Origin of the sequence: Trabulsiella odontotermitis (genome assembly GCF_001297775.1) — a bacterium.
Lineage (GTDB): Bacteria > Pseudomonadota > Gammaproteobacteria > Enterobacterales > Enterobacteriaceae > Trabulsiella > Trabulsiella odontotermitis.
Window position 1 is genome coordinate 152454 of record NZ_LIFX01000011.1, and the last position, 19118, is coordinate 171571.

General features: G+C 54.6%; 19 protein-coding genes and 2 tRNA genes. 11 read left to right on the forward strand and 10 right to left on the reverse strand.

Annotation, left to right across the window (positions count from 1 at the left end; genetic code table 11):
• Positions 1–93 precede the first annotated feature (93 nt).
• The 6 genes from AOY23_RS15840 to AOY23_RS15865 all read left to right on the forward strand — a co-directional run bounded on the left by AOY23_RS15840 (position 94) and on the right by AOY23_RS15865 (position 3780).
• Positions 94–429 (forward strand): DUF496 family protein, encoded by a 336-nt coding sequence (locus AOY23_RS15840; protein WP_038162995.1) that lies wholly within the window; start codon positions 94–96, stop codon positions 427–429.
• 114 nt (positions 430–543) lie between these two features.
• The gene (cobU, locus tag AOY23_RS15845; protein ID WP_054180315.1) at positions 544–1086 is read left to right on the forward strand and encodes a bifunctional adenosylcobinamide kinase/adenosylcobinamide-phosphate guanylyltransferase; all 543 of its coding nucleotides are present in this window, start codon (positions 544–546) and stop codon (positions 1084–1086) included.
• Positions 1083–1823, forward strand: a complete 741-nt coding sequence (gene cobS, locus AOY23_RS15850; protein ID WP_054180316.1) for an adenosylcobinamide-GDP ribazoletransferase — start codon at positions 1083–1085, stop codon at positions 1821–1823. Before cobU ends, cobS begins: the two co-directional genes overlap by 4 nt.
• Positions 1824–1838: 15 nt before the next feature.
• Positions 1839–2894, forward strand: a complete 1056-nt coding sequence (cobT, locus tag AOY23_RS15855) for a nicotinate-nucleotide--dimethylbenzimidazole phosphoribosyltransferase (protein ID WP_054180317.1) — start codon at positions 1839–1841, stop codon at positions 2892–2894.
• Positions 2895–3118: 224 nt separating this feature from the next.
• Entirely contained in the window at positions 3119–3466 is a 348-nt protein-coding gene (locus AOY23_RS15860) for a type II toxin-antitoxin system RelE/ParE family toxin (RefSeq protein WP_054180318.1), read from the forward strand.
• Between the two features lie 11 nt (positions 3467–3477).
• The gene (locus tag AOY23_RS15865; RefSeq protein WP_054180319.1) at positions 3478–3780 is read left to right on the forward strand and encodes a helix-turn-helix domain-containing protein; all 303 of its coding nucleotides are present in this window, start codon (positions 3478–3480) and stop codon (positions 3778–3780) included.
• Positions 3781–3828: 48 nt separating this feature from the next.
• On the opposite strand, the gene AOY23_RS15870 is transcribed toward AOY23_RS15865, so the two are convergent.
• Positions 3829–3904: transfer RNA gene (locus tag AOY23_RS15870), tRNA-Asn, on the reverse strand.
• 5 nt (positions 3905–3909) lie between these two features.
• Between AOY23_RS15870 and AOY23_RS23250 the strand changes: the two genes are divergently transcribed.
• Together AOY23_RS23250 and AOY23_RS15875 are read left to right on the forward strand one after the other, a co-directional pair.
• Entirely contained in the window at positions 3910–4002 is a 93-nt protein-coding gene (locus AOY23_RS23250; protein ID WP_407830029.1) for a DUF5951 family protein, read from the forward strand.
• A gap of 94 nt (positions 4003–4096) precedes the next feature.
• Positions 4097–5518 (forward strand): EmmdR/YeeO family multidrug/toxin efflux MATE transporter, encoded by a 1422-nt coding sequence (locus AOY23_RS15875; protein WP_054180320.1) that lies wholly within the window; start codon positions 4097–4099, stop codon positions 5516–5518.
• A 37-nt stretch (positions 5519–5555) separates the two neighbouring features.
• Here the strand turns inward: AOY23_RS15875 and AOY23_RS15880 are convergent, their stop codons facing one another.
• The 4 genes from AOY23_RS15880 to puuD all read right to left on the reverse strand — a co-directional run bounded on the left by AOY23_RS15880 (position 5556) and on the right by puuD (position 9801).
• A complete protein-coding gene (locus AOY23_RS15880) occupies positions 5556–6836 on the reverse strand; it encodes an NAD(P)/FAD-dependent oxidoreductase (protein WP_054180321.1) in 1281 nt (426 codons plus the stop codon).
• The gene (puuC, locus tag AOY23_RS15885) at positions 6833–8326 is read right to left on the reverse strand and encodes an aldehyde dehydrogenase PuuC (protein ID WP_054180322.1); all 1494 of its coding nucleotides are present in this window, start codon (positions 8324–8326) and stop codon (positions 6833–6835) included. The genes AOY23_RS15880 and puuC overlap by 4 nt, the downstream gene beginning before the upstream one ends.
• A gap of 126 nt (positions 8327–8452) precedes the next feature.
• Entirely contained in the window at positions 8453–9010 is a 558-nt protein-coding gene (puuR, locus tag AOY23_RS15890; RefSeq protein WP_054180323.1) for an HTH-type transcriptional regulator PuuR, read from the reverse strand.
• A 26-nt stretch (positions 9011–9036) separates the two neighbouring features.
• The gene (puuD, locus tag AOY23_RS15895) at positions 9037–9801 is read right to left on the reverse strand and encodes a gamma-glutamyl-gamma-aminobutyrate hydrolase (RefSeq protein ID WP_054180324.1); all 765 of its coding nucleotides are present in this window, start codon (positions 9799–9801) and stop codon (positions 9037–9039) included.
• A gap of 212 nt (positions 9802–10013) precedes the next feature.
• On the opposite strand from puuD, the gene AOY23_RS15900 reads away from it, so the two are divergent.
• From AOY23_RS15900 to AOY23_RS15910, 3 genes are all read left to right on the forward strand, one after another.
• On the forward strand, positions 10014–11432 hold the full coding sequence (locus AOY23_RS15900) for a glutamine synthetase family protein (protein ID WP_054180325.1): 1419 nt from the start codon (positions 10014–10016) through the stop codon (positions 11430–11432).
• Positions 11433–11781: 349 nt separating this feature from the next.
• On the forward strand, positions 11782–13173 hold the full coding sequence (locus tag AOY23_RS15905; protein WP_054180326.1) for an APC family permease: 1392 nt from the start codon (positions 11782–11784) through the stop codon (positions 13171–13173).
• 107 nt (positions 13174–13280) lie between these two features.
• Positions 13281–13356 (forward strand) — tRNA-Asn (locus AOY23_RS15910).
• Between the two features lie 149 nt (positions 13357–13505).
• Here the strand turns inward: AOY23_RS15910 and AOY23_RS15915 are convergent.
• The 5 genes from AOY23_RS15915 to AOY23_RS15935 form a co-directional block, all read right to left on the reverse strand.
• Positions 13506–14552, reverse strand: a complete 1047-nt coding sequence (locus tag AOY23_RS15915) for a bifunctional transcriptional activator/DNA repair enzyme AdaA (protein WP_054180327.1) — start codon at positions 14550–14552, stop codon at positions 13506–13508.
• Positions 14536–15312 carry an isocitrate lyase/PEP mutase family protein gene (locus AOY23_RS15920; RefSeq protein WP_054180328.1) on the reverse strand — a complete coding sequence of 259 codons (777 nt, stop codon included), beginning with the start codon at positions 15310–15312 and terminating at the stop codon, positions 14536–14538. Before AOY23_RS15920 ends, AOY23_RS15915 begins: the two co-directional genes overlap by 17 nt.
• A 438-nt stretch (positions 15313–15750) precedes the next feature.
• On the reverse strand, positions 15751–16905 hold the full coding sequence (locus tag AOY23_RS15925) for an alpha-hydroxy acid oxidase (RefSeq protein ID WP_072171027.1): 1155 nt from the start codon (positions 16903–16905) through the stop codon (positions 15751–15753).
• Positions 16906–16960: 55 nt separating this feature from the next.
• Complete coding sequence (locus tag AOY23_RS15930; protein WP_054180329.1) at positions 16961–18208, reverse strand: flavin-containing monooxygenase; 1248 nt, start codon at positions 18206–18208, stop codon at positions 16961–16963.
• A 91-nt stretch (positions 18209–18299) separates the two neighbouring features.
• Complete coding sequence (locus tag AOY23_RS15935; protein ID WP_054180330.1) at positions 18300–19118, reverse strand: ABC transporter permease; 819 nt, start codon at positions 19116–19118, stop codon at positions 18300–18302.

Here is a 19118-nt window from a genome sequence, read left to right on the forward strand (position 1 = left end):
CCATTGTCATTAGCAATTGCTATACGTAATGTATCCCTCAGGCGATAGCGGTTGCTTTAACGAATCCGAGTTTCAATTAGCAGGGGTGTAAAAATGGAAACAACTAAGCCTTCATTTCAGGATGTCCTGGAGTTTGTTCGCCTGTTCCGACGCAAGAACAAATTGCAGCGTGAAATCCAGGACGTTGAGAAAAAGATCCGTGACAACCAGAAGCGTGTTCTGCTGCTCGACAACCTGAGCGACTACATCAAGCCAGGTATGAGCGTCGACGCCATTCAGGGCATTATCGCCAGCATGAAAAGCGATTACGAAGATCGCGTTGATGACTACATCATCAAAAATGCTGAGCTGTCGAAAGAACGCCGTGATATTTCCAAGAAACTGAAAATCATGGGCGAAGTCAAAGTTCCTGAAGGTAAAACCGAATAAACCGGTTCGCGGTGAGAGCCTGGCTCTCGCCGTTTCCTCTCCCTTTCATCCTGATGTTTGTATGAATCTTATTGTATTCAAACCTGCACAACCTCTGCATCAGGAACCCTCAACATGATTGTTATCACGGGCGGCGCGCGCAGCGGCAAAAGCCGACATGCCGAGTCGTTGCTTTGCCACTATCGTTCCGTACTTTACATCGCGACGTCGCAAATTTTTGATGACGAGATGGCGGAGCGGGTCGCCCATCACCGGCAACATCGCCCGGCGCACTGGCGCACCGAAGAGCGCTGGCAACACCTTGAACAGCTAATCACACCCGATAACTCCCCCGTCGAGGCGATACTGTTGGAATGCATCACGACGCTTGTCACCAATATTCTGTTTGCAGAAGGCGGTACCAGCGACCCTGAAACGTGGGATTATGCGGCGCTGGAGCGACGGGTGGACGACGAAATAACGCATCTGATCACGCTGTGCCAGCGCTGCCCGTCACCGGTTGTGCTGGTCACCAACGAAGTGGGAATGGGCATTGTGCCGGAGAACCGGCTGGCGCGGCATTTTCGTGATATTGCCGGACGAGCCAATCAAAAACTGGCGCAGGCGGCGGATGACGTCTGGCTGGTGGTGTCAGGTATAGGAGTCAAAATAAAATGAACAGGGTTTTCTTTGCCACGCTTTCTTTCATGAGCCGTCTGCCTGTACCGCAGCGCTGGTCTCAGGGTGTGGAACTACAGGATTATGTCCGTGGCATCATCACCTTTCCGCTGGTCGGATTGCTGTTGGGCGCACTGAGCGGGCTGGTGTTTGCGCTGCTGCATACCTGGTGCGGCACGCCACTGGCCGCACTGTTTGCGGTACTGACACTGGCGTTGCTGACCGGTGGGCTGCATCTGGACGGGCTCGCGGATACCTGCGATGGCGTATTTTCATCGCGCCCGCGTGAACGGATGCTGGAGATCATGCGCGACAGCCGTCTCGGCACAAATGGCGGCCTGGCGCTGATTTTTGTGTTGCTGGCGAAAGTGTTACTGGTAAGCGAACTGTCGTTACGGGGCGTCTGGCTTCCGGCAGTGCTTGCCGCCACCTGCGCCGCCGGGCGCGGTGTCTCGGTAGTGTTGATGTACGGACAACGCTATGCCCGCGAAGAGGGCATGGGCAACCTGTTCATCGGCAAAGTGACGTTCAGACAGGCTGCCATCACGCTGGGTGTCACCGCCGTGCTGGCGACAGCGTTGCTGGGGATGAACGGCCTGGTGGCGTTTTTGCTCACGCTCGTCGCTATCTACCTGATCGCGAAATTGCTCAAACGTACGCTTGGCGGTCAGACCGGCGATACGCTCGGCGCGGCAATTGAACTGGGCGAAGTGGTCTTTCTGCTGGCTCTGCTGTAACAGGGAACGTTCACGATGCAAAACCTCAATGCGTTATTAGACACTATTCCGCGGCCCGATACGGCGGCGATGGCTCGCGCACAGCAGCATATCAATGGTTTGCTAAAACCGCCCGGCAGCCTCGGTCGGCTGGAGGCGCTGGCTGTACAGCTCATGGGGATGCCAGGTCTGGCCGGTAAGCTGCAGGTCGATAACAAAGCCATTGTCGTCATGTGCGCTGACCATGGCGTCTGGCATGAAGGCGTCACCATTTCACCGCAGATCGTGACTGCCATCCAGACTGCAAATATGGTTCGCCAGAACACCGGCGTTTGCGTACTGGCGAAACAGGCTGGCGCGCAGGTACATGTGATTGATGTCGGCATCGATGCCGAACCGATCCCCGGTGTCATCAACATGAAGGTGGCACGGGGTAGCGGTAACATTGCCCGCGAAGCAGCGATGACGCGCGAGCAGACCGTCGCGTTGCTGGTGGATTCAATGAATTACACACGCCAGCTCGCCGCTGAAGGTGTAACGCTGTTTGCTGTTGGTGAGCTGGGAATGGCAAACACCACGCCAGCCGCCGCGGTAGTCAGTGTGCTGACGCAAACCGAACCGGAAGCGGTGGTTGGCGTCGGGGCAAATCTCCCTGTAAATCAGCTGGCGCATAAAGTCGATGTGGTGCGTCGCGCCATCGACATTAACCAGCCGGACGCCAGCGATGCGACAGACGTGCTGGCAAAAGTGGGCGGCTTTGACCTCGTCGGTATGACTGGCGTGATGCTCGGCGCCGCTTCCTGTGGTTTGCCGGTCATGCTGGATGGTTTTCTGTCATACGCATCCGCACTAGCCGCCTGCCAGATTGCACCTGCGATCAAACCCTATCTGATTCCGTCTCATGTCTCTGCTGAGAAGGGCGCCCGTGTGGCGCTGAACGCGCTACAGCTTGAACCGTACCTGAATATGGAAATGCGCCTGGGTGAGGGCAGCGGCGCGGCACTGGCCATGCATATCGTCGACGCCGCCTGCACGATGTACTACCAGATGGGCACGCTGGCAGGAAGCGATATTGTGCTGCCGACGGCGTAGTTTAGTGTGTTGGCTGCCGGGGTGATTCCCCGGCAGCCTCTCTCCCTCCTTTTGCGACGATGCTCGTAAAGACGCTGCATCGCCGTGTCGGGTCTACTGAAAGACAGGAAAGCTTCCCGCGTTCTGGACATTACCTGGCTGTGCTTCACTGTCCTTCTCACTCACACTCTCCGTTATCGCTTTACACCTATATAGCTTTTAACCTATATTGATAAGGAGATCCCGTGTGGATGATTAAAACGACGAACAGGTTTGATATCTGGTTCGATTCACTTTGCGACAGCGATCAGGCCAGTGTTCTTGCCTCGCTGCTGGTTTTACGCGGTAGCGGGCCGCAGTTGTCCCGGCCGTATGCGGATACAGTTAAAGGCTCTCGCTTCCACAATATGAAAGAGTTACGAATCCAGAGCCGGGGAGAACCGCTTCGTGCGTTTTTCATTTTTGATCCTTATCGCGACGCTATTTTACTTTGCGCCGGAAATAAGGCTGGCAACGAGAAGCGATTCTACGATGAAATGCTGCCTGTTGCGGATCGCGAATATACGAACTATCTGAAGAATTCAGGCAAATAAGGAGTGGCAAAATGGGCAGAACGCTGGAGCAGTTGCTTGCTGACACAAAACCAGAAGTTGTTGCACAAGCGCAGGCACTGGCTGATGAGATCCTGCTTAATATCCATCTGGCAGAACTGCGTGAGAAAGTGCAGAAAACGCAGATGGAGATGGCGAAGACGCTGGGCATCAAACAGCCCACGATTGCCGGAATGGAAAAACCGGGGCGTGATCTGAAGCTCTCCACGCTGAAGCGCTATGTTGAAGCCGCAGGCGGCAAGCTACGTTTTGACGTTGAACTGCCCGATGGCTCGCACTACGGTTTCGTACTTTGATGGCGTCACAAAGCAAAAAGCCTGCTCGAAAGCAGGCTTTTTTGAATCTGGCTCCTCTGACTGGACTCGAACCAGTGACATACGGATTAACAGTCCGCCGTTCTACCGACTGAACTACAGAGGAATCGTGTGGAGGGTTATCTTAGCGGCGAAAAAATCTTTGTCAAACTCCATTTCGCGCAATCGCGTCTGATTGCTTCTTCTGACAACAATTTGTTGTAATTTCCGCCAATTAATACAGAAAAATATTTTGCAGCTTTGCCCATTCTCCATCATCATTTGAAATGGAGTTTCAGCTTTCTCATTAAGGACCCTCTTGAACGTCACCGCAGCACTTCGCCAGTCCATCGAACGCACGGCCTGGTATAAAAACCGAAAAAGTTATCGGACCCTCTTCTGGCGTGAAATCACCCCCCTTGCTGTACCTATTTTTCTGGAAAACACCTGTGTCCTGTTGATGGGCGTGTTGAGTACGTTTCTGGTCAGTTGGCTGGGGGCGGAATCCATGGCGGGCGTCGGGCTCGCAGACAGCTTCAACATGGTGGTGATGGCCTTCTTTGCAGCGATTGATCTGGGTACGACAGTGGTGGTCGCTTTCAGCCTGGGCAAGCGTGATCACAAGCGGGCGAGGGCGGCGGCGCGGCAATCACTGGTGATCATGGCGCTGTTTTCCGTTGTGCTGGCGATTGTCATCCATGCTTTTGGGAAAGAGATTATCGACGTCATTGCGGGCGCGGCGACGGAGCCGGTAAAAGCGCTGGCATTGACCTACCTTGAGCTGACAGTGATCAGCTATCCGGCGGCAGCCATCGCGCTGATTGGCAGCGGCGCGTTGCGCGGGGCGGGTAATACCAAAATTCCGTTATTGATTAACGGCGGAATGAACATCCTGAATATCATTATCAGCAGCGGGTTAATCTACGGCTTCCTGTCCTGGCAAGGGCTGGGGTTTGTTGGCGCCGGGCTCGGGTTAACCATCTCACGCTATATCGGTGCGATTGCCATCGTGCTGGTACTGATGAAAGGGGTGAAATCGCTGCGCATTTCCCTGAGAAGTTACTTCAGGCCGTTAAATTTCGGCATCATCTGGGAAGTGATGGGCATCGGGATCCCCGCCAGTATCGAATCAGTGCTGTTTAACGGCGGCAAATTATTGACGCAGATGTTCGTTGCCGGGATGGGGACGGACGTCATCGCGGGTAACTTTATCGCCTTCTCGGTCGCGTCGCTTATCAACCTGCCGGGGAACGCGCTGGGTTCAGCATCAACGATCATCACCGGGAAACGTCTTGGCAAAGGGCAGATCGGTCAGGCAGAACGTCAGTTGCGTCATGTGTTCTGGCTGTCGACGATCGGGCTGACGGTGATCGCCTGGGGAACCGCGCCACTTGCCGGGCTGTTTGCGTCGTTTTATACCCATGATCAGGATGTACAAGAAGTCGTGAAAGTCCTGCTGTGGCTCAATGCGGCGTTTATGCCGATCTGGTCGGCGTCCTGGGTGTTGCCGTCAGGCCTGAAAGGGGCGCGTGATGCGCGTTTCGCCATGTGGGTGTCGATGTTCAGTATGTGGGGCTGTCGCGTGGTGGCCGGGTATGTACTGGGGATTATGCTCGGCATGGGGGTGATCGGCGTCTGGCTCGGCATGTTCCTCGACTGGGCGGTACGCGGTGTGCTCTTCTACTGGCGCATGGTCAGCGGACGCTGGTTACAGAAATACCCAAAAATAAAATCACAGTAAAAAAACGCACAGGGGGGATCACCCTGTGCGTGGGCCATTAAACCCCAAGGCGATCGCGGAGACTGTAGTACGCCGCACCCATGGCGGTAAACGGAATGCGCAGGTTGCGCCCGCCCGGGAACGGGTAATGCGGCAGCTTTGCAAACGCGTCGAAACGCTCTGCATCACCACGTAATGCTTCTGAAACCAGACGGCCAGCCAGATGCGTGCAGGTCACGCCGTGGCCGCTGTAACCCTGCATGTAATAAATGTTGCCGGACAGGCGGCCAAACTGCGGCATCCGCGAAAGCGTCAGCAGGAAGTTGCCGGTCCAGCGGTAATCGATTTTCACCCCTTTCAGTTGCGGGAACGTTTTGAGTAGTTTCGGCATGATCAGGCGCTCAACATCATCGGGATCACGCGCGCCATACACCACACCGCCGCCATACAGCAGGCGGTTATCGCCGGTCAGACGGTAGTAATCCAGCAGATAGTTACAGTCTTCCACACAGTAGTTATTCGGGATCAATGACTGCGCCACTTCCGCTGACAGCGGCTCGGTGGTCACCACCTGCGTGCCACATGGCATGCTGCGTTTTGCCAGTTCCGGCTCGACTTTATCGCCGAGATAGGCATTACCGGCGACGATCACGTAGCGGGCGGTGACCTGGCCTTTTTCCGTGCTCACCACCGCCGGGTTGCTGTGCTGGATCCTGGTCACTGGCGATTGTTCGTAGACCCGCCCGCCGTTCAGACGGATCGCGTCGGCTTCACCAATCGCAAGATTCAGTGGATGAATATGACCGCCGCTGCGGTCGAGCAGGGCGCCGACGTAGCGATCGGTATTCACCTCTTTAGCGATGGCGTCGGCGTCCAGCAGTTCCAGTTGCGTGTTGCCGTAGCGCTCCCAGTTCTCTTTCTGCTCTTCAAGCGTCGCCAGCTGTTTAGGGTTCAGGGCCACAAACAGGCCGCCGGGGCGGTAATCGCAATCAATCTGGTAGCGTTTGATGCGCTCGCGAATGATCTCGCCGCCTTCAAACATCATGCTGCCGAGCATGCGGGCGGCATCGGGGCCGTAGTTGCTTTCGATCACATCGATGTCGCGGCTGTAGGAGTTTACCAGTTGACCGCCGTTGCGCCCGCTGGCGCCAAATCCGATACGGGCGGATTCCAGCAACACCACGTCGTAACCCATTTCAGCCAGATGCAGGGCGGAAGAAAGGCCCGTGTAACCTCCGCCTACCACGCAGACGTCGCAGGTAATGGATTCAGAAAGCGTCGGAAACGGTTCATATTTATTGGCGCTGGCGGCGTAATAGCTTGTGGTATGTTCGGTCATAATGAAGGCTCCAGGGCAATCCAGATGGTTTTCAGTTCGCTAAATTTTTCGAGGGCATGCAGGGATTTATCGCGACCATTGCCGCTTTGCTTATAACCGCCAAACGGCACGGTCATGTCCCCGTCGTTATAGTTGTTCACAAACACCGACCCGGCTTTCAGGCGACGGCTCATGCGGTGCGCCCGGTTAAGCGAGCTGGTCCACACAGCCGCGCCGAGTCCGTAATCACTGTCGTTCGCCAGTTGCAGCGCCTCTTCTTCACTGCGAAAGCGGTTAACGACCAGCACCGGGCCGAAAATTTCGTCACGTGAAATGTGCGAGTTGGGATCGACATCCACAAAAATGGTCGGGCCGACGGCGGCCGGATGGGCATCGCTGCGGCCGTCGAGCAGCAACGTGTTGCCGGATTCCCCGTCGCGGATAAAGCTCTGAACGGTGTCGGCGTGGGCGTTATCAATCAGCGTACCCATGGTACAAGCGGGATCGAGCGGATTGCCCGGCTGCCAGTGTTTAGCCTGTTCTTTAAGCAGCGCCAGGAAGCGATCGGAGATGCTCTCTTCCACCAGCAGGCGGGTTCCGGCGATGCAGACCTGTCCCTGGTTGTAGAAGATCCCCGCCGCAGTGGCAGCAGCCGCTTTTTCCAGATCCGGGCAGTCAGCAAAAATCACGTTGGCGCTCTTGCCGCCCGCTTCCAGCCAGACGCGCTTCATATTGGAGTCGCCCGCATCTTTCAGCAGTTGTTTCCCGGTACGTGTGGAGCCGGTGAAAGTAATAACGTCCACGTCCGGGTGCAGCGACAGCGCCTGCCCGGCCTCGTGACCGAAACCGCTGATCACGTTGAGCACGCCGTCAGGCAGCCCGGCTTCTTTTGCCAGTCCCGCCAGCCGCAGGGCGGTCAGCGGTGATTTTTCCGAGGGTTTTAAAATGACGCTGTTACCCGCGGCCAGCGCCGGGCCGAGCTTCCAGCAGGCCAGCAGCAGCGGGAAGTTCCACGGCACAATGGCGGCAATCACGCCAACCGGCTCGCGGACGATCATCGCCAGTTCATTCGGTGACGTGGTTGCCACTTCGCCATACACTTTATCAATGGCTTCGGCGTACCAGCGGATAGCGCGGGCCGCGCCGGGAATATCATCACGCAGGCTATGGCGAATCGGTTTACCGGTATCGAGCGTTTCCAGTAACGCCAGTTCCTCGTGATGCTGCTCCATGAGATCCGCGAGCTTATTCAGCACCGCTTTGCGTTTCGCCGGTGAAGCCTGTGACCAGTCGCCGCGCTCAAACACCTCACGCGCACTGCGTACGGCAAGGTCAACGTCAGCTTTTTTACCGCGGGCAACGGCGGTAATCGGGTGCTGGGCCGCGGGATCCAGCGTGGCGAACGTGCTGTTATCCTGCGCTTCGCAATACTCGCCGTTAATAAATAAACGGCTTTCCGGCGTGATATTTTTCGCTTTTTCCTGCCAGTAATTCAGGTGATGGAAATTCATAAAAAACCTCTTATTTCAATCGGATAAATTATTGCTCCGGCAAAATCTGGCCGCAGAGAGCCGCAGGCGGATTCGCCTGTGACAATCTGTTGTTAATAAAGGCCTGAACGTATCAGGCCAGAAAAATCAGAACGTGGTGGGAGTGTGGGCGCTGATGATGCGGCAGATGCCTGCCGAGGTGTTGCTGAAACTGTGAGGAATGCCGGTATTGATGGCGTAACTCTGTCCCGCAACTAAGTGATACGACTGACCGTTGATGGTCAATACCACTTCACCTTCCAGTATTGTGCCAATCTCCTCACCTTGGTGTTTGATCCTCTCGCCGGTCGTTGTACCAGGCTGGTATGTCTCGAAGATCATCGCCAGTGTGCGATTAGGATTTCCGTTGTGAATCAGCTTCATGGAAACCCCCTGACTGCCGATTTCAATCAGATCGTCCTGATTAATCACGACCTGCGGCTGGTCTGGTTTTTCCGGTTCGGCAAAGAACTCGGAGAGGGACAGTCCATATACTTTCAGCAGCTTCTGGAGCGAGCTGATTGCCGGGCTGACTTTATCCTGTTCAATGGTGCTGATTGCACTATGTGTTAATCCAGACAGTTCGGCTGCGCGACGCTGAGAAAGACCCAGTTGTTGTCGAATCTCCGCCAGACGTTTCCCCGGAGCCAGGCCGTCATCGCTCATAATTTCTATTTCCTTAACAGTAGTGGTCAGAGCTGCTGCTTTTCAGCAAGATAGTTCTGACAGGCAGTAATAAAACCTTCGAGCAACAAACGCGACAGGGCGTATTCGCTACTGTTCCACTCCGGGTGCCACTGAACGCCCAGCGCGTAAGGATGATCGTGAACGCTCACGGCTTCCACCAGCCCATCCTGCGAACGCGCTTCAACGCGCAGCCGCGGCCCCAGTGTTTTCGCTCCCTGACCGTGCAGGGAGTTGACCCAGAATGTGCTGCAACCGGGTAATAATGCGCAAAGCAATCCACCTTCCTGTACCTGGACTTCATGCGATGGGGCGTACTGCTGCTCCACCGGCAACTCCGCATCTTCGCGGTGTTCCAGAAACTGTGGGTGATCGCACAGGCGACGATACAGAGTCCCGCCGGTGGCAACAACCATTTCCTGCATTCCCCGGCAGATGGCGAAAAGGGGGATGCGCCTTTCGAGCGCGGCGGTGATTAACGCCATGCTCAGTTGATCACGCCCGGGATCGGCGTCAGGCTCATCGCCGTTTTCACCATAAAGGTGCGGCTGGACATTGCTCGGGCTACCCGGCAGGAAAATACCATCCAGTTTCGGCAACAGGGCGGCAAAAAGCTCCGGTTCTGCCAGCGCGTGCGGCAACGCGATGGGCAATCCTCCGGCGTTTAACACGGCATTCAGGTACTTCTCCTGCAACGTCTGGGTCTCATGACCCTTGATCCTGTTCCTGCACATCACAACACCAATGACTGGCTTGTCAAATATATTGCCCATGATCGGCCTCACGTTCTGGAAAAAATTATTGCCAAACGATTCCCTGTTGCAAATTTCCGTTCAATATTTTCTCAATCTAGCAGTGAGATAACTTGTTTGCAAACTTCATTTAACATTTGACAAACATTTAGATTGCGGCCAGAGTCGATGAATGGACATTATATTTAACGGTCTGCGTCAGTGACCGTACCTCAAAGCAACGGCGGTGAATCATGGAAACCAATATCGTAGAAGTTGAGAATTTTGTTCAGCAGTCTGAAGAGAGACGAAGTAGCGCGTTTGCGCGCGAAGTAAAACACTACCTCGAACGTTACCCGCAAACGCAGTATGTCGATGTTCTGTTAACCGATCTGAACGGCTGCTTCCGTGGCAAACGTATTCCGGTTTCGGGGTTACGTAAGTTAGAGAAGGGCTGCTATTTCCCGGCCTCAGTATTCGCGATGGATATCCTCGGCAATGTGGTTGAAGAAGCCGGGTTAGGGCAGGAGCTGGGTGAGCCGGATCGCAGTTGCGTCCCTGTGCCGGGCACGCTGACACCGTCCGCAGCAGACCCTGAGTTTATCGGCCAGATGATGCTGACCATGCTGGATGAAGATGGCGCTCCCTTTGACGTTGAGCCGCGGAACGTACTGAACCGACTCTGGCAGCAGCTTCGCCAGCGCGGTCTGCACCCCGTGGTAGCGGTAGAGCTGGAGTTCTATTTACTGGACCGGCAGCGTGACGCAGAAGGATATCTCCAGCCGCCGTGCGCACCTGGCACGCAGGATCGCAATATGCAAAGCCAGGTCTATTCCGTTGACAACCTGAACCATTTCGCCGACGTGCTGACGGATATCGACGATTTAGCGCGCATGCAACTGATCCCCGCCGATGGCGCGGTTGCTGAAGCCTCGCCCGGACAATTCGAAATCAACCTGCATCATACCGACAACGTACTGGATGCCTGCGACGATGCGCTGGCGCTGAAGCGTCTGGTTCGTCTGGTGGCCGAGAAGCATAAGATGCACGCCACATTTATGGCGAAGCCGTATGAAGAGCACGCGGGCAGCGGGATGCATATTCACATCAGTGTGCTGAATAATAAAGGCGAAAACGTACTGGCAGACGCCGATGGCGAAGATTCGACCACTCTGAAGCGGGCACTGGCGGGAATGATAGACCTGATGCCTGCCTCTATGGCACTGTTAGCGCCTAACGTAAATTCGTATCGCCGTTTCCAGCCTGGCATGTATGTGCCGACGCAGGCGTCGTGGGGGCACAACAACCGGACGGTTGCGCTGCGAATTCCCTGCGGCGATCGCGATAACCATCGTGTGGAATACCGTGTAGCCGGTGCAGATGCCAACCCATATCTGGTGATGGCCACCCTGCTGGCGGGCATTTTGCACGGTCTGGATAACGATCTGCCGTTACCCACAGAGGTTGAAGGTAACGGGCTGGAGCAGGACGGCTTACCGTTCCCGATCCGCCAGAGCGACGCGTTGTGTGAATTTACAGAAAATGCCGCGTTGCGCAAGCTGCTGGGGGCGCGTTTTTGCCACGTTTATCACGCCTGCAAGAACGACGAGTTAATCCAGTTTGAGCGTCTCATTACCGATACCGAAATCGAGTGGATGCTGAAAAACGCCTGATTGTCGGGCGAAACCCACAGATAAGACCGTAGCATCATGCTGCCTGCGCGGAGGCGGGCAGCCAGACATTGCAGGAAATCCTGCCATTTCCCGTATGTCGCGTTATGGAGCGCTGGCGGCATCGGGTCTTCAGAAACACGACAGATTTTGTGACGAGGAAATGAGATGATGCAGATGTTTAAATACCCGCATGGCGAGGGCGGTTGCCTGAGCCGCTGTGAGTGCGGACCACTCCCGCACCGTGAACGCTTCTTTACCCCCGATCTCACACGATTTACCCCCTTGCTAAGCAGGTGTGTTCTAAGGAAACAACGAACGCAAACCACTGCAGGCAAAGGGGGGAAAGGGCATGGCGGCTAACTCCTCTCTGAATACATCAACGCAGGCGGGCAAACCGCAACTGCGTAAATCCCTCAAGCTCTGGCAGGTCGTGGTGATGGGGCTGGCTTACCTGACGCCGATGACCGTGTTTGATACTTTCGGTATTGTTTCCGGCATCAGTGACGGTCACGTTCCGGCCTCTTATTTACTGGCGCTGGCCGGAGTGCTGTTCACCGCCATCAGCTATGGCAAACTGGTGCGCCAGTTCCCGCAGGCGGGCTCCGCCTACACCTACGCGCAAAAAGCGATTAACCCGCACGTCGGTTTTATGGTCGGCTGGTCGTCGCTGCTTGATTATCTGTTCCTGCCGATGATCAACGTGTTGCTGGCGAAGATTTACCTCACCGCGTTGTTCCCCGGTGTCCCGCCGTGGGTATGGGTGGTGACGTTTGTGGCGATCCTGACGGCCGCCAACCTGAAGAGCGTCAACCTGGTGGCGAACTTTAACGCGCTGTTTGTGCTGGTGCAGATAGCCATCATCGTGGTCTTTATTTACCTGGTGGTGGACGGACTGCATAAAGGCGAGGGCGTCGGGACAGTCTGGTCGCTGCAGCCGTTTATCAGCCAGAACGCGCATCTGATCCCGATTATTACCGGCGCCACTATCGTCTGTTTCTCGTTCCTCGGTTTTGACGCGGTGACGACGCTGTCGGAAGAGACGCCGGATGCGGCAAAAACCATCCCGAAAGCGATTTTCCTCACCGCGCTGTACGGCGGGTTGATCTTCATCGCTGCGTCATTCTTTATGCAGCTGTTTTTCCCGGATATCAGCCGCTTTAAAGATCCCGATGCCGCATTGCCGGAAATCGCGCTGTACGTCGGCGGTAAGCTGTTCCAGTCCATTTTCCTGTGCACCACGTTTGTGAATACACTGGCGTCAGGGCTGGCGTCACATGCCAGCGTGTCACGCCTGTTGTACGTCATGGGGCGCGACAACGTATTCCCGGAGAAGTATTTCGGTTACGTGCACCCGAAGTGGCGCACTCCGGCGCTGAACGTGATCATGGTGGGCATTGTGGCGCTGTCGGCTCTGTTTTTCGATCTCGTCACCGCCACGGCACTGATTAACTTTGGCGCGCTGGTGGCCTTCACTTTCGTAAACCTGTCGGTGTTTAACCACTTCTGGCGCCGGGAAGGGCGTAACAAAACCTGGCAGGAGAAACTGCATTATCTGATCCTGCCGCTGATTGGCGCCGCCACGGTCGCTGTGCTGTGGATTAACCTTGAGATCACCTCGCTGACGCTGGGGCTGGTCTGGGCGGGTGTCGGGGTTGTCTACCTTGGTTGGCTGACGCAGCGTTTCCGCAAGCCACCGCCGCAGTTCGACGGCGCAAAAGCGGAGCAGGCGTGGGAATCCTGAGAGGTAAACGTCCGGAATGGAGAATAAATCGGCAAACGATTTAAATAGTGAAAACAGACTTTGACAAGCCCGGGGTGCCTCGTTAATATGCGCCCCGTTCACACGATTCCTCTGTAGTTCAGTCGGTAGAACGGCGGACTGTTAATCCGTATGTCACTGGTTCGAGTCCAGTCAGAGGAGCCATATTTAGAAAAGCCCGCTCAAGGAAACTTAAGCGGGCTTTTTGCTATGAGCGAGGAGCGGACCTTTAGTTGCAAGAAACCTACAAAAGCCACAAGAACTACGCCCTCAAAAAGAGCATAAATTTCCGGCTACATTGGATCATCAGATAATTAAGCGTTGTTTCTCTCATGCTCAATGAGCCATTCTTTGCGCGAAATGCCACCACCATAGCCTGTCATCTCTCCATTTTTGCCAATTATCCTGTGACAAGGGATCACAATCGCAATCCGGTTTGCACCATTAGCTGCAGCGACGGCACGCACAGCATTTGGCTTATTAATACGTAGTGAAATGGCCTGATAGTGTGAAGTCTGCCCATAGGGAACCGCACGCAACTCATGCCAGACGGATTGTTGAAAATCGCTGCCCGGGGCATCTACAGAGAGATCAAACTGTTGGCGAGTACCAGCAAAATACTCGCTGATTTCTTTTACTGTCTGCCGGGTGTGGCTGTTTTCTCCGGTGACAATTCTGGCGTTAAATAAACGCTGGATATCGCGAAATTCTGTTTCTAACATCCGGCGATCGGTAAACTCCAGTAGACAGACTCCCCTCTCTGTAGCACAGACAAACATAGGTCCAAGCGTAGTGGTAAACCGGTGAATGACAATCACCTGGGTTGCCTGAGTCGGAGCGGCTCCAGTAAGCCGCTTGTAGGTGTAACCAAACCCGCTCAGGGATTCATAGCCATTGCCCAGCGCAACGTCAGTAGCTGCTCGTCCGCTTTTCAGCTCCTGCAGGGCAACGTTCACCCGCTGCATTCGCTGGAACGCCTGAAAAGTGATGCCGTGATGTTGCAGGAACCAGCGTCTTACCCGCTCCGGACTGATTCCGTGCTGGCGAAGCTGCTCGTCAGCTACACGGGATTTAATATCACGCCTGACAAGCGCAAGCGCCTGTTCAACAAATAATGGCGCGCTGTGCGCATTTTCAGCGGGTCTGCAGACCTTACATGGACGGAAGCCGTCCGCAAGAGCAGATTTGGCATCTTTATAAAATTCGACGTTTTCGCGTTTAGGTTTTCGTGCCCGGCATACAGAAATGCAGAATACGCCAGTGGTTTTGACGCCAACAAAAAAAACGCCGGTGTATTCTGAAGCTCGTTCGAGTAATGCCTGATACCAGATATCACACAAATTCTTATCGATTATTTTCATCACCAAAAAGTCCTTCAAACGTCTGACGAGTTCGAATCGCATGCATTACATCAGTCAGCGTTGACTGCATGGCTGAATGAACAAAATTGCCCATTGAAATGCGGCTTACCCCGGCCAGTTTCAGCCTGTCGAACGACGGAAGATGAGGCATACACATGACATTCAGAGGCAGACCCGTTGCCTCTGCAATGAGGCTGATATCTTTCTCAGACGTCAGACAGGGAACAAAAAGGCCGTCAGCACCTGCAGCTTTATAGCTCTGACCCCGAAATATCGTCTCCTGCAATGCACCTTCATGCCCGAGCAGGTAAGTGTCAGTCCGGATGTTCAGAAAGAGGCTACAATTTTCGCTTCTCAGCTTAGTGCATATTTTTCTCAGATTACGCGAAAAATCAGAGACATCGTCAAGCTGACGAACTCCGTTTATGACTCTGCTGTCTTCAAGGTTAACACCTGATACGCCGGTCTGAGCAAGGCGCCTGAGATTGGTTGCTATTTCTTCGGCTGAATCACCATACCCTGCTTCCACGTCAATGCTCAATGGCAGGTTGCTGACAGCCCGAATACGGGTGACCATATAAAATAACTCATCAAACGGCATTTCCTGCCCGTCTTCATATCCCAGTATGGATGCTATTGCAGCACTGGACGTTCCCAGTACCTGATAACCTGCTTCTTGCGCTGCGACAGCGCTGGCTGCATCCCAGATATTAGCGATGAGAAGGGGTTCATATTGGTTGTGGAGTTCTGCAAAGTTCATGTTCATACCCTTTCAATGGATTGAAAATGAATCTAAGCATTCAGTAAAAATGTCACAACCGAAATTCAGACGACCATTTTTTAGCAAACACAGCCTGAACCCGGTGGCGGACCAGTCTGAAACTTTCAACGTCCGCTTCGCCGTCATCCATTCTGGAAAAATCAATATTCGCCAGTGCGCCTGCCATATCGGAATAGTGAATGTCCGTATAGCGCAGTGAGTCGGTATAGGTGTTTGTGGTAGCATCAGCTCTATTGCATTGCACCTCGTCATTGCGGTGTAATTACAACATAACCATGCTACGGAATTTGTAATTACAATGTCGACACAAAAAGCGAAAACCGATCAGTACCAAATCAGACTTTCTCATGAGTTTCGTGCGCAGCTTGAAGAGCAAGCGCGTAAGGATGGCGACAGCGCGCTGACATCAGTGGGCGCTCATTTTTGGTGAAACGCCCCATTACGCAGGATCCCCGCATCAATCGACGCAACCGTCGTTTTGCCGCAAAAGGCCATCGACAAATCGAATTCATTACGAATGATATTTAGCGCCATGGTGACTCCCTCTTCGCCGAGCGCGCCTAAGCCATACAACATGCTGCGCCCGATATAGGTTCCCTTAGCGCCCAGCGCAATCGCTTTCAGCACATCCTGCCCGGAACGTATTCCACCGTCGAAATGGACTTCAATATGTTCGCCCACTGCCGCGACGATCTCCGGCAACACGGTGATTGACGAGGACACGCCATCCAGCTGGCGCCCGCCGTGATTGGAAACAATCAGCGCATCCGCACCCGCTGCCACCGCCAGACGCGCATCATCCACATCCATAATTCCTTTGACTATCAGCTTGCCGCCCCAGCGCTGTTTAATCCACTCGATATCCTGCCAGGAGAGATGCGGATCAAACTGTTGCGCGGTCCATTCCACCATCGCATCAATGTTATCAACACCAGTGGCGTGGCCGATGATATTGCCGAAGTTACGATGACGTGTGGCAAGCATATTGCGGCACCAGCGTGGTTTGCTGGCAATATTCAGCACGTTACGCAGCGTCATTTTGGGCGGCGTGGACAGGCCATTTTTGACATCTTTATGGCGCTGACCAAACACCTGGAGATCCATCGTGACGACCAGCGCGCCGCAGTTCGCGGCTTTCGCGCGATCAATCAGGTTCGCAACGAACTGGCGATCACGCATGACATACAGCTGAAACCAGAAGGGATGGTAATCTGTCGCCTGCGCCACCGCTTCAATCGAACAAATGCTCATGGTGGAAAGTGTGAAGGGAATGCCGAACTTTTTCGCTGCACGCGCGGCAAGGATTTCTCCGTCGGGATGGATCATGCCGGTTAACCCGGTGGGCGCAATCGCCACCGGCATCGTCACGGCCTGTCCGGCCATCATGCTGGCAGTGCTGCGGCGGGCAATATCGACCGCCACTCGCTGGCGAAACTCCAGGCAACGTAAATCGGCTTCGTTGGCGCGATAGCTGTATTCGGTCCAGGAGCCGCCATCGACATAGTCATAAAACATTTTTGGCACCCGCTTACGCGCCAGCTGCCGTAATTCTTCAATACAGGTTATGGTCACTTCAGCTATCCAGAACAATGTGGCTAAATAACGGTTATTTAGCCACGGGCCATTATTATTTTACGTAGTCGGTATAGGCGTTCTGCAAAACAATATGATCGGCAATGTATTTTGCATCATGCCATACGCCATAAATAAAGGATGATGCGCGGTTGACCAGATTCGGCAGGCCGAGAAAATAAACGCCGCGTTCTGCGGAAATACCGCGTTTATGGAATGGCAGGCCCTTTTCGTCGAAGGCATCCACCTGCAGCCAGCTAAAATCAAACTTAAAACCGGTCGCCCAGATAATCGTGGTAATACCTGCCGCGGCAATATCTAACTGTGCCAGCGGATTGCGCAAACATTCCGGATCCGGCAGTAGCTCCCATGCCTGCGGCTCTGGCGGCAGATCCAGGCCGTTGCGTTCAATGTAGGCATCCGCATCGCGCAGTACGTCAAAGTAGGCTTTGTCACCCGCAACGATATTCTCAGCCAGTCCGTCGGCAAAATGCAGCACACCGTTATCCCAGCTTCGGGTGATACCCACCAGCGTAATGCCCATATGCGCCAGGCGGCGGAAATCCACGGTTTTACCACCTTCATAACCGCTCACCGCGAAGGCCACATGCTCTTTCTTCGGGGTGATTTTAACCTCATCCCACAGCCCGAGCGCGCCGAGCCACCAGCAGTAATCACGGTTGCGATAAGAGCGCGGCGGACGATAATGTTCGCCGACCGACAGATAAACGTCTCGGCCCGATTTACGCAACTCTTCGGCAATTTGGGTACCGGAAGCGCCTGCGCCGACCACCAGCACGCCGCCCGCAGGCAGTTGCTGTGGATTTTTGTAGACCGAAGAGTGCATCTGATGCAACCCGGCGCTTTCCGGCACGATCCGGGGAAATGACGGTTTCTGGAACGGGCCGGTGGCGGCCACCACATTGTCGGCCTCAAATTCACCGGCAGATGTCACCACGCGGAATCCGCTGCGTCCTGCCAGACGCGTAACCTGATGCACGTCAACGCCAGTGCGCACTGGTGCATCAATCATCTTTGCATAGTCTTCGAAATACTGGGCCATCCGTTCTTTCGGTGGAAAGGCCTCCTGGGAAATATTATCGAATTTCAGCGACGGAAAGCGGTCATGCCAGGCCGGACCGTTCGCCACCAGCGAATCCCAGCGTTCAGAGCGCCAGCGTTCAGCGATGCGGCTGCGCTCCAGGACGACATGAGGCACCCCCATCAGCGCCAGATGTTCACTCATGGCAATACCGGCCTGACCGGCGCCGACAATAACGGTATTAATTTTCTCTGCTGACATGTTGAACCTCTAAATATAAGCGACCCTCGATATTTTCATCGCTACGCGTAATCGGGGGTCATATTAATGATAATCAGGCTTTCATTTTTTCTTAATGTCTGGCTTCAACGTTTAATATTTTCCCCAGACCTAAAAACTTATTGGCGATAATTAACATCGCGGCGGTGACGGCAATATAAATAACCGACAGGGCGGCCAGTGTCGGGTCAGCAAATTCACGCACATAGTTGTACATCGCGACCGGTAGGGTCTGTGTCGCCTGCGTCGTAATAAACAGCGATGCGGTAAATTCGTTAAAGGAGAGGATCGCCGCAAACAGCCAGCCGCCAAAGAGACCCGGCAAAATCAACGGCACGGTGATGGTCCACACCACGCGCAGTGGCGATGCGCCGAGACTAGCCGCCGCCAGCTCAATGCGCTGTTCAAGGTTTTTTAGCGACACATAAACACTGCGCAGCACAAACGGCAGCACCAGAACGATGTGGCAGAAAATCACCAGCGGATAACCGCGCCCCAGATTGAGTTGCGATACCAGCATTAACAGGCCCAGGCCAATCGTGAAGTGCGGAATGAACAGCGGCGACATCAGCACCCCTTCCAGCACCTGCTTGTACGGGAATGAATAGCGCTCAATGGCAATCGCCAGCGTGGTGCCGATGATCACCGCCAGCGACGATGCCCATGCGGTAACAATCAGCCCGGAATAAAAGCCGTGACGGAAATCATCGTAATTCACCGCCCGTTCGAACCAGCGCAGCGACCAGCCTTTCGGCGGGAAAAACAATACGGAGGTGCTGCTGAACGAGGAGATAACCACCACGACAGTCGGCAGCATGACAAAAATCAGAATCGCGGCGACCAGCAGGCGACCTGCCAGCGTCGTCAGTTTATCGCTCATCGAACGGGTCAT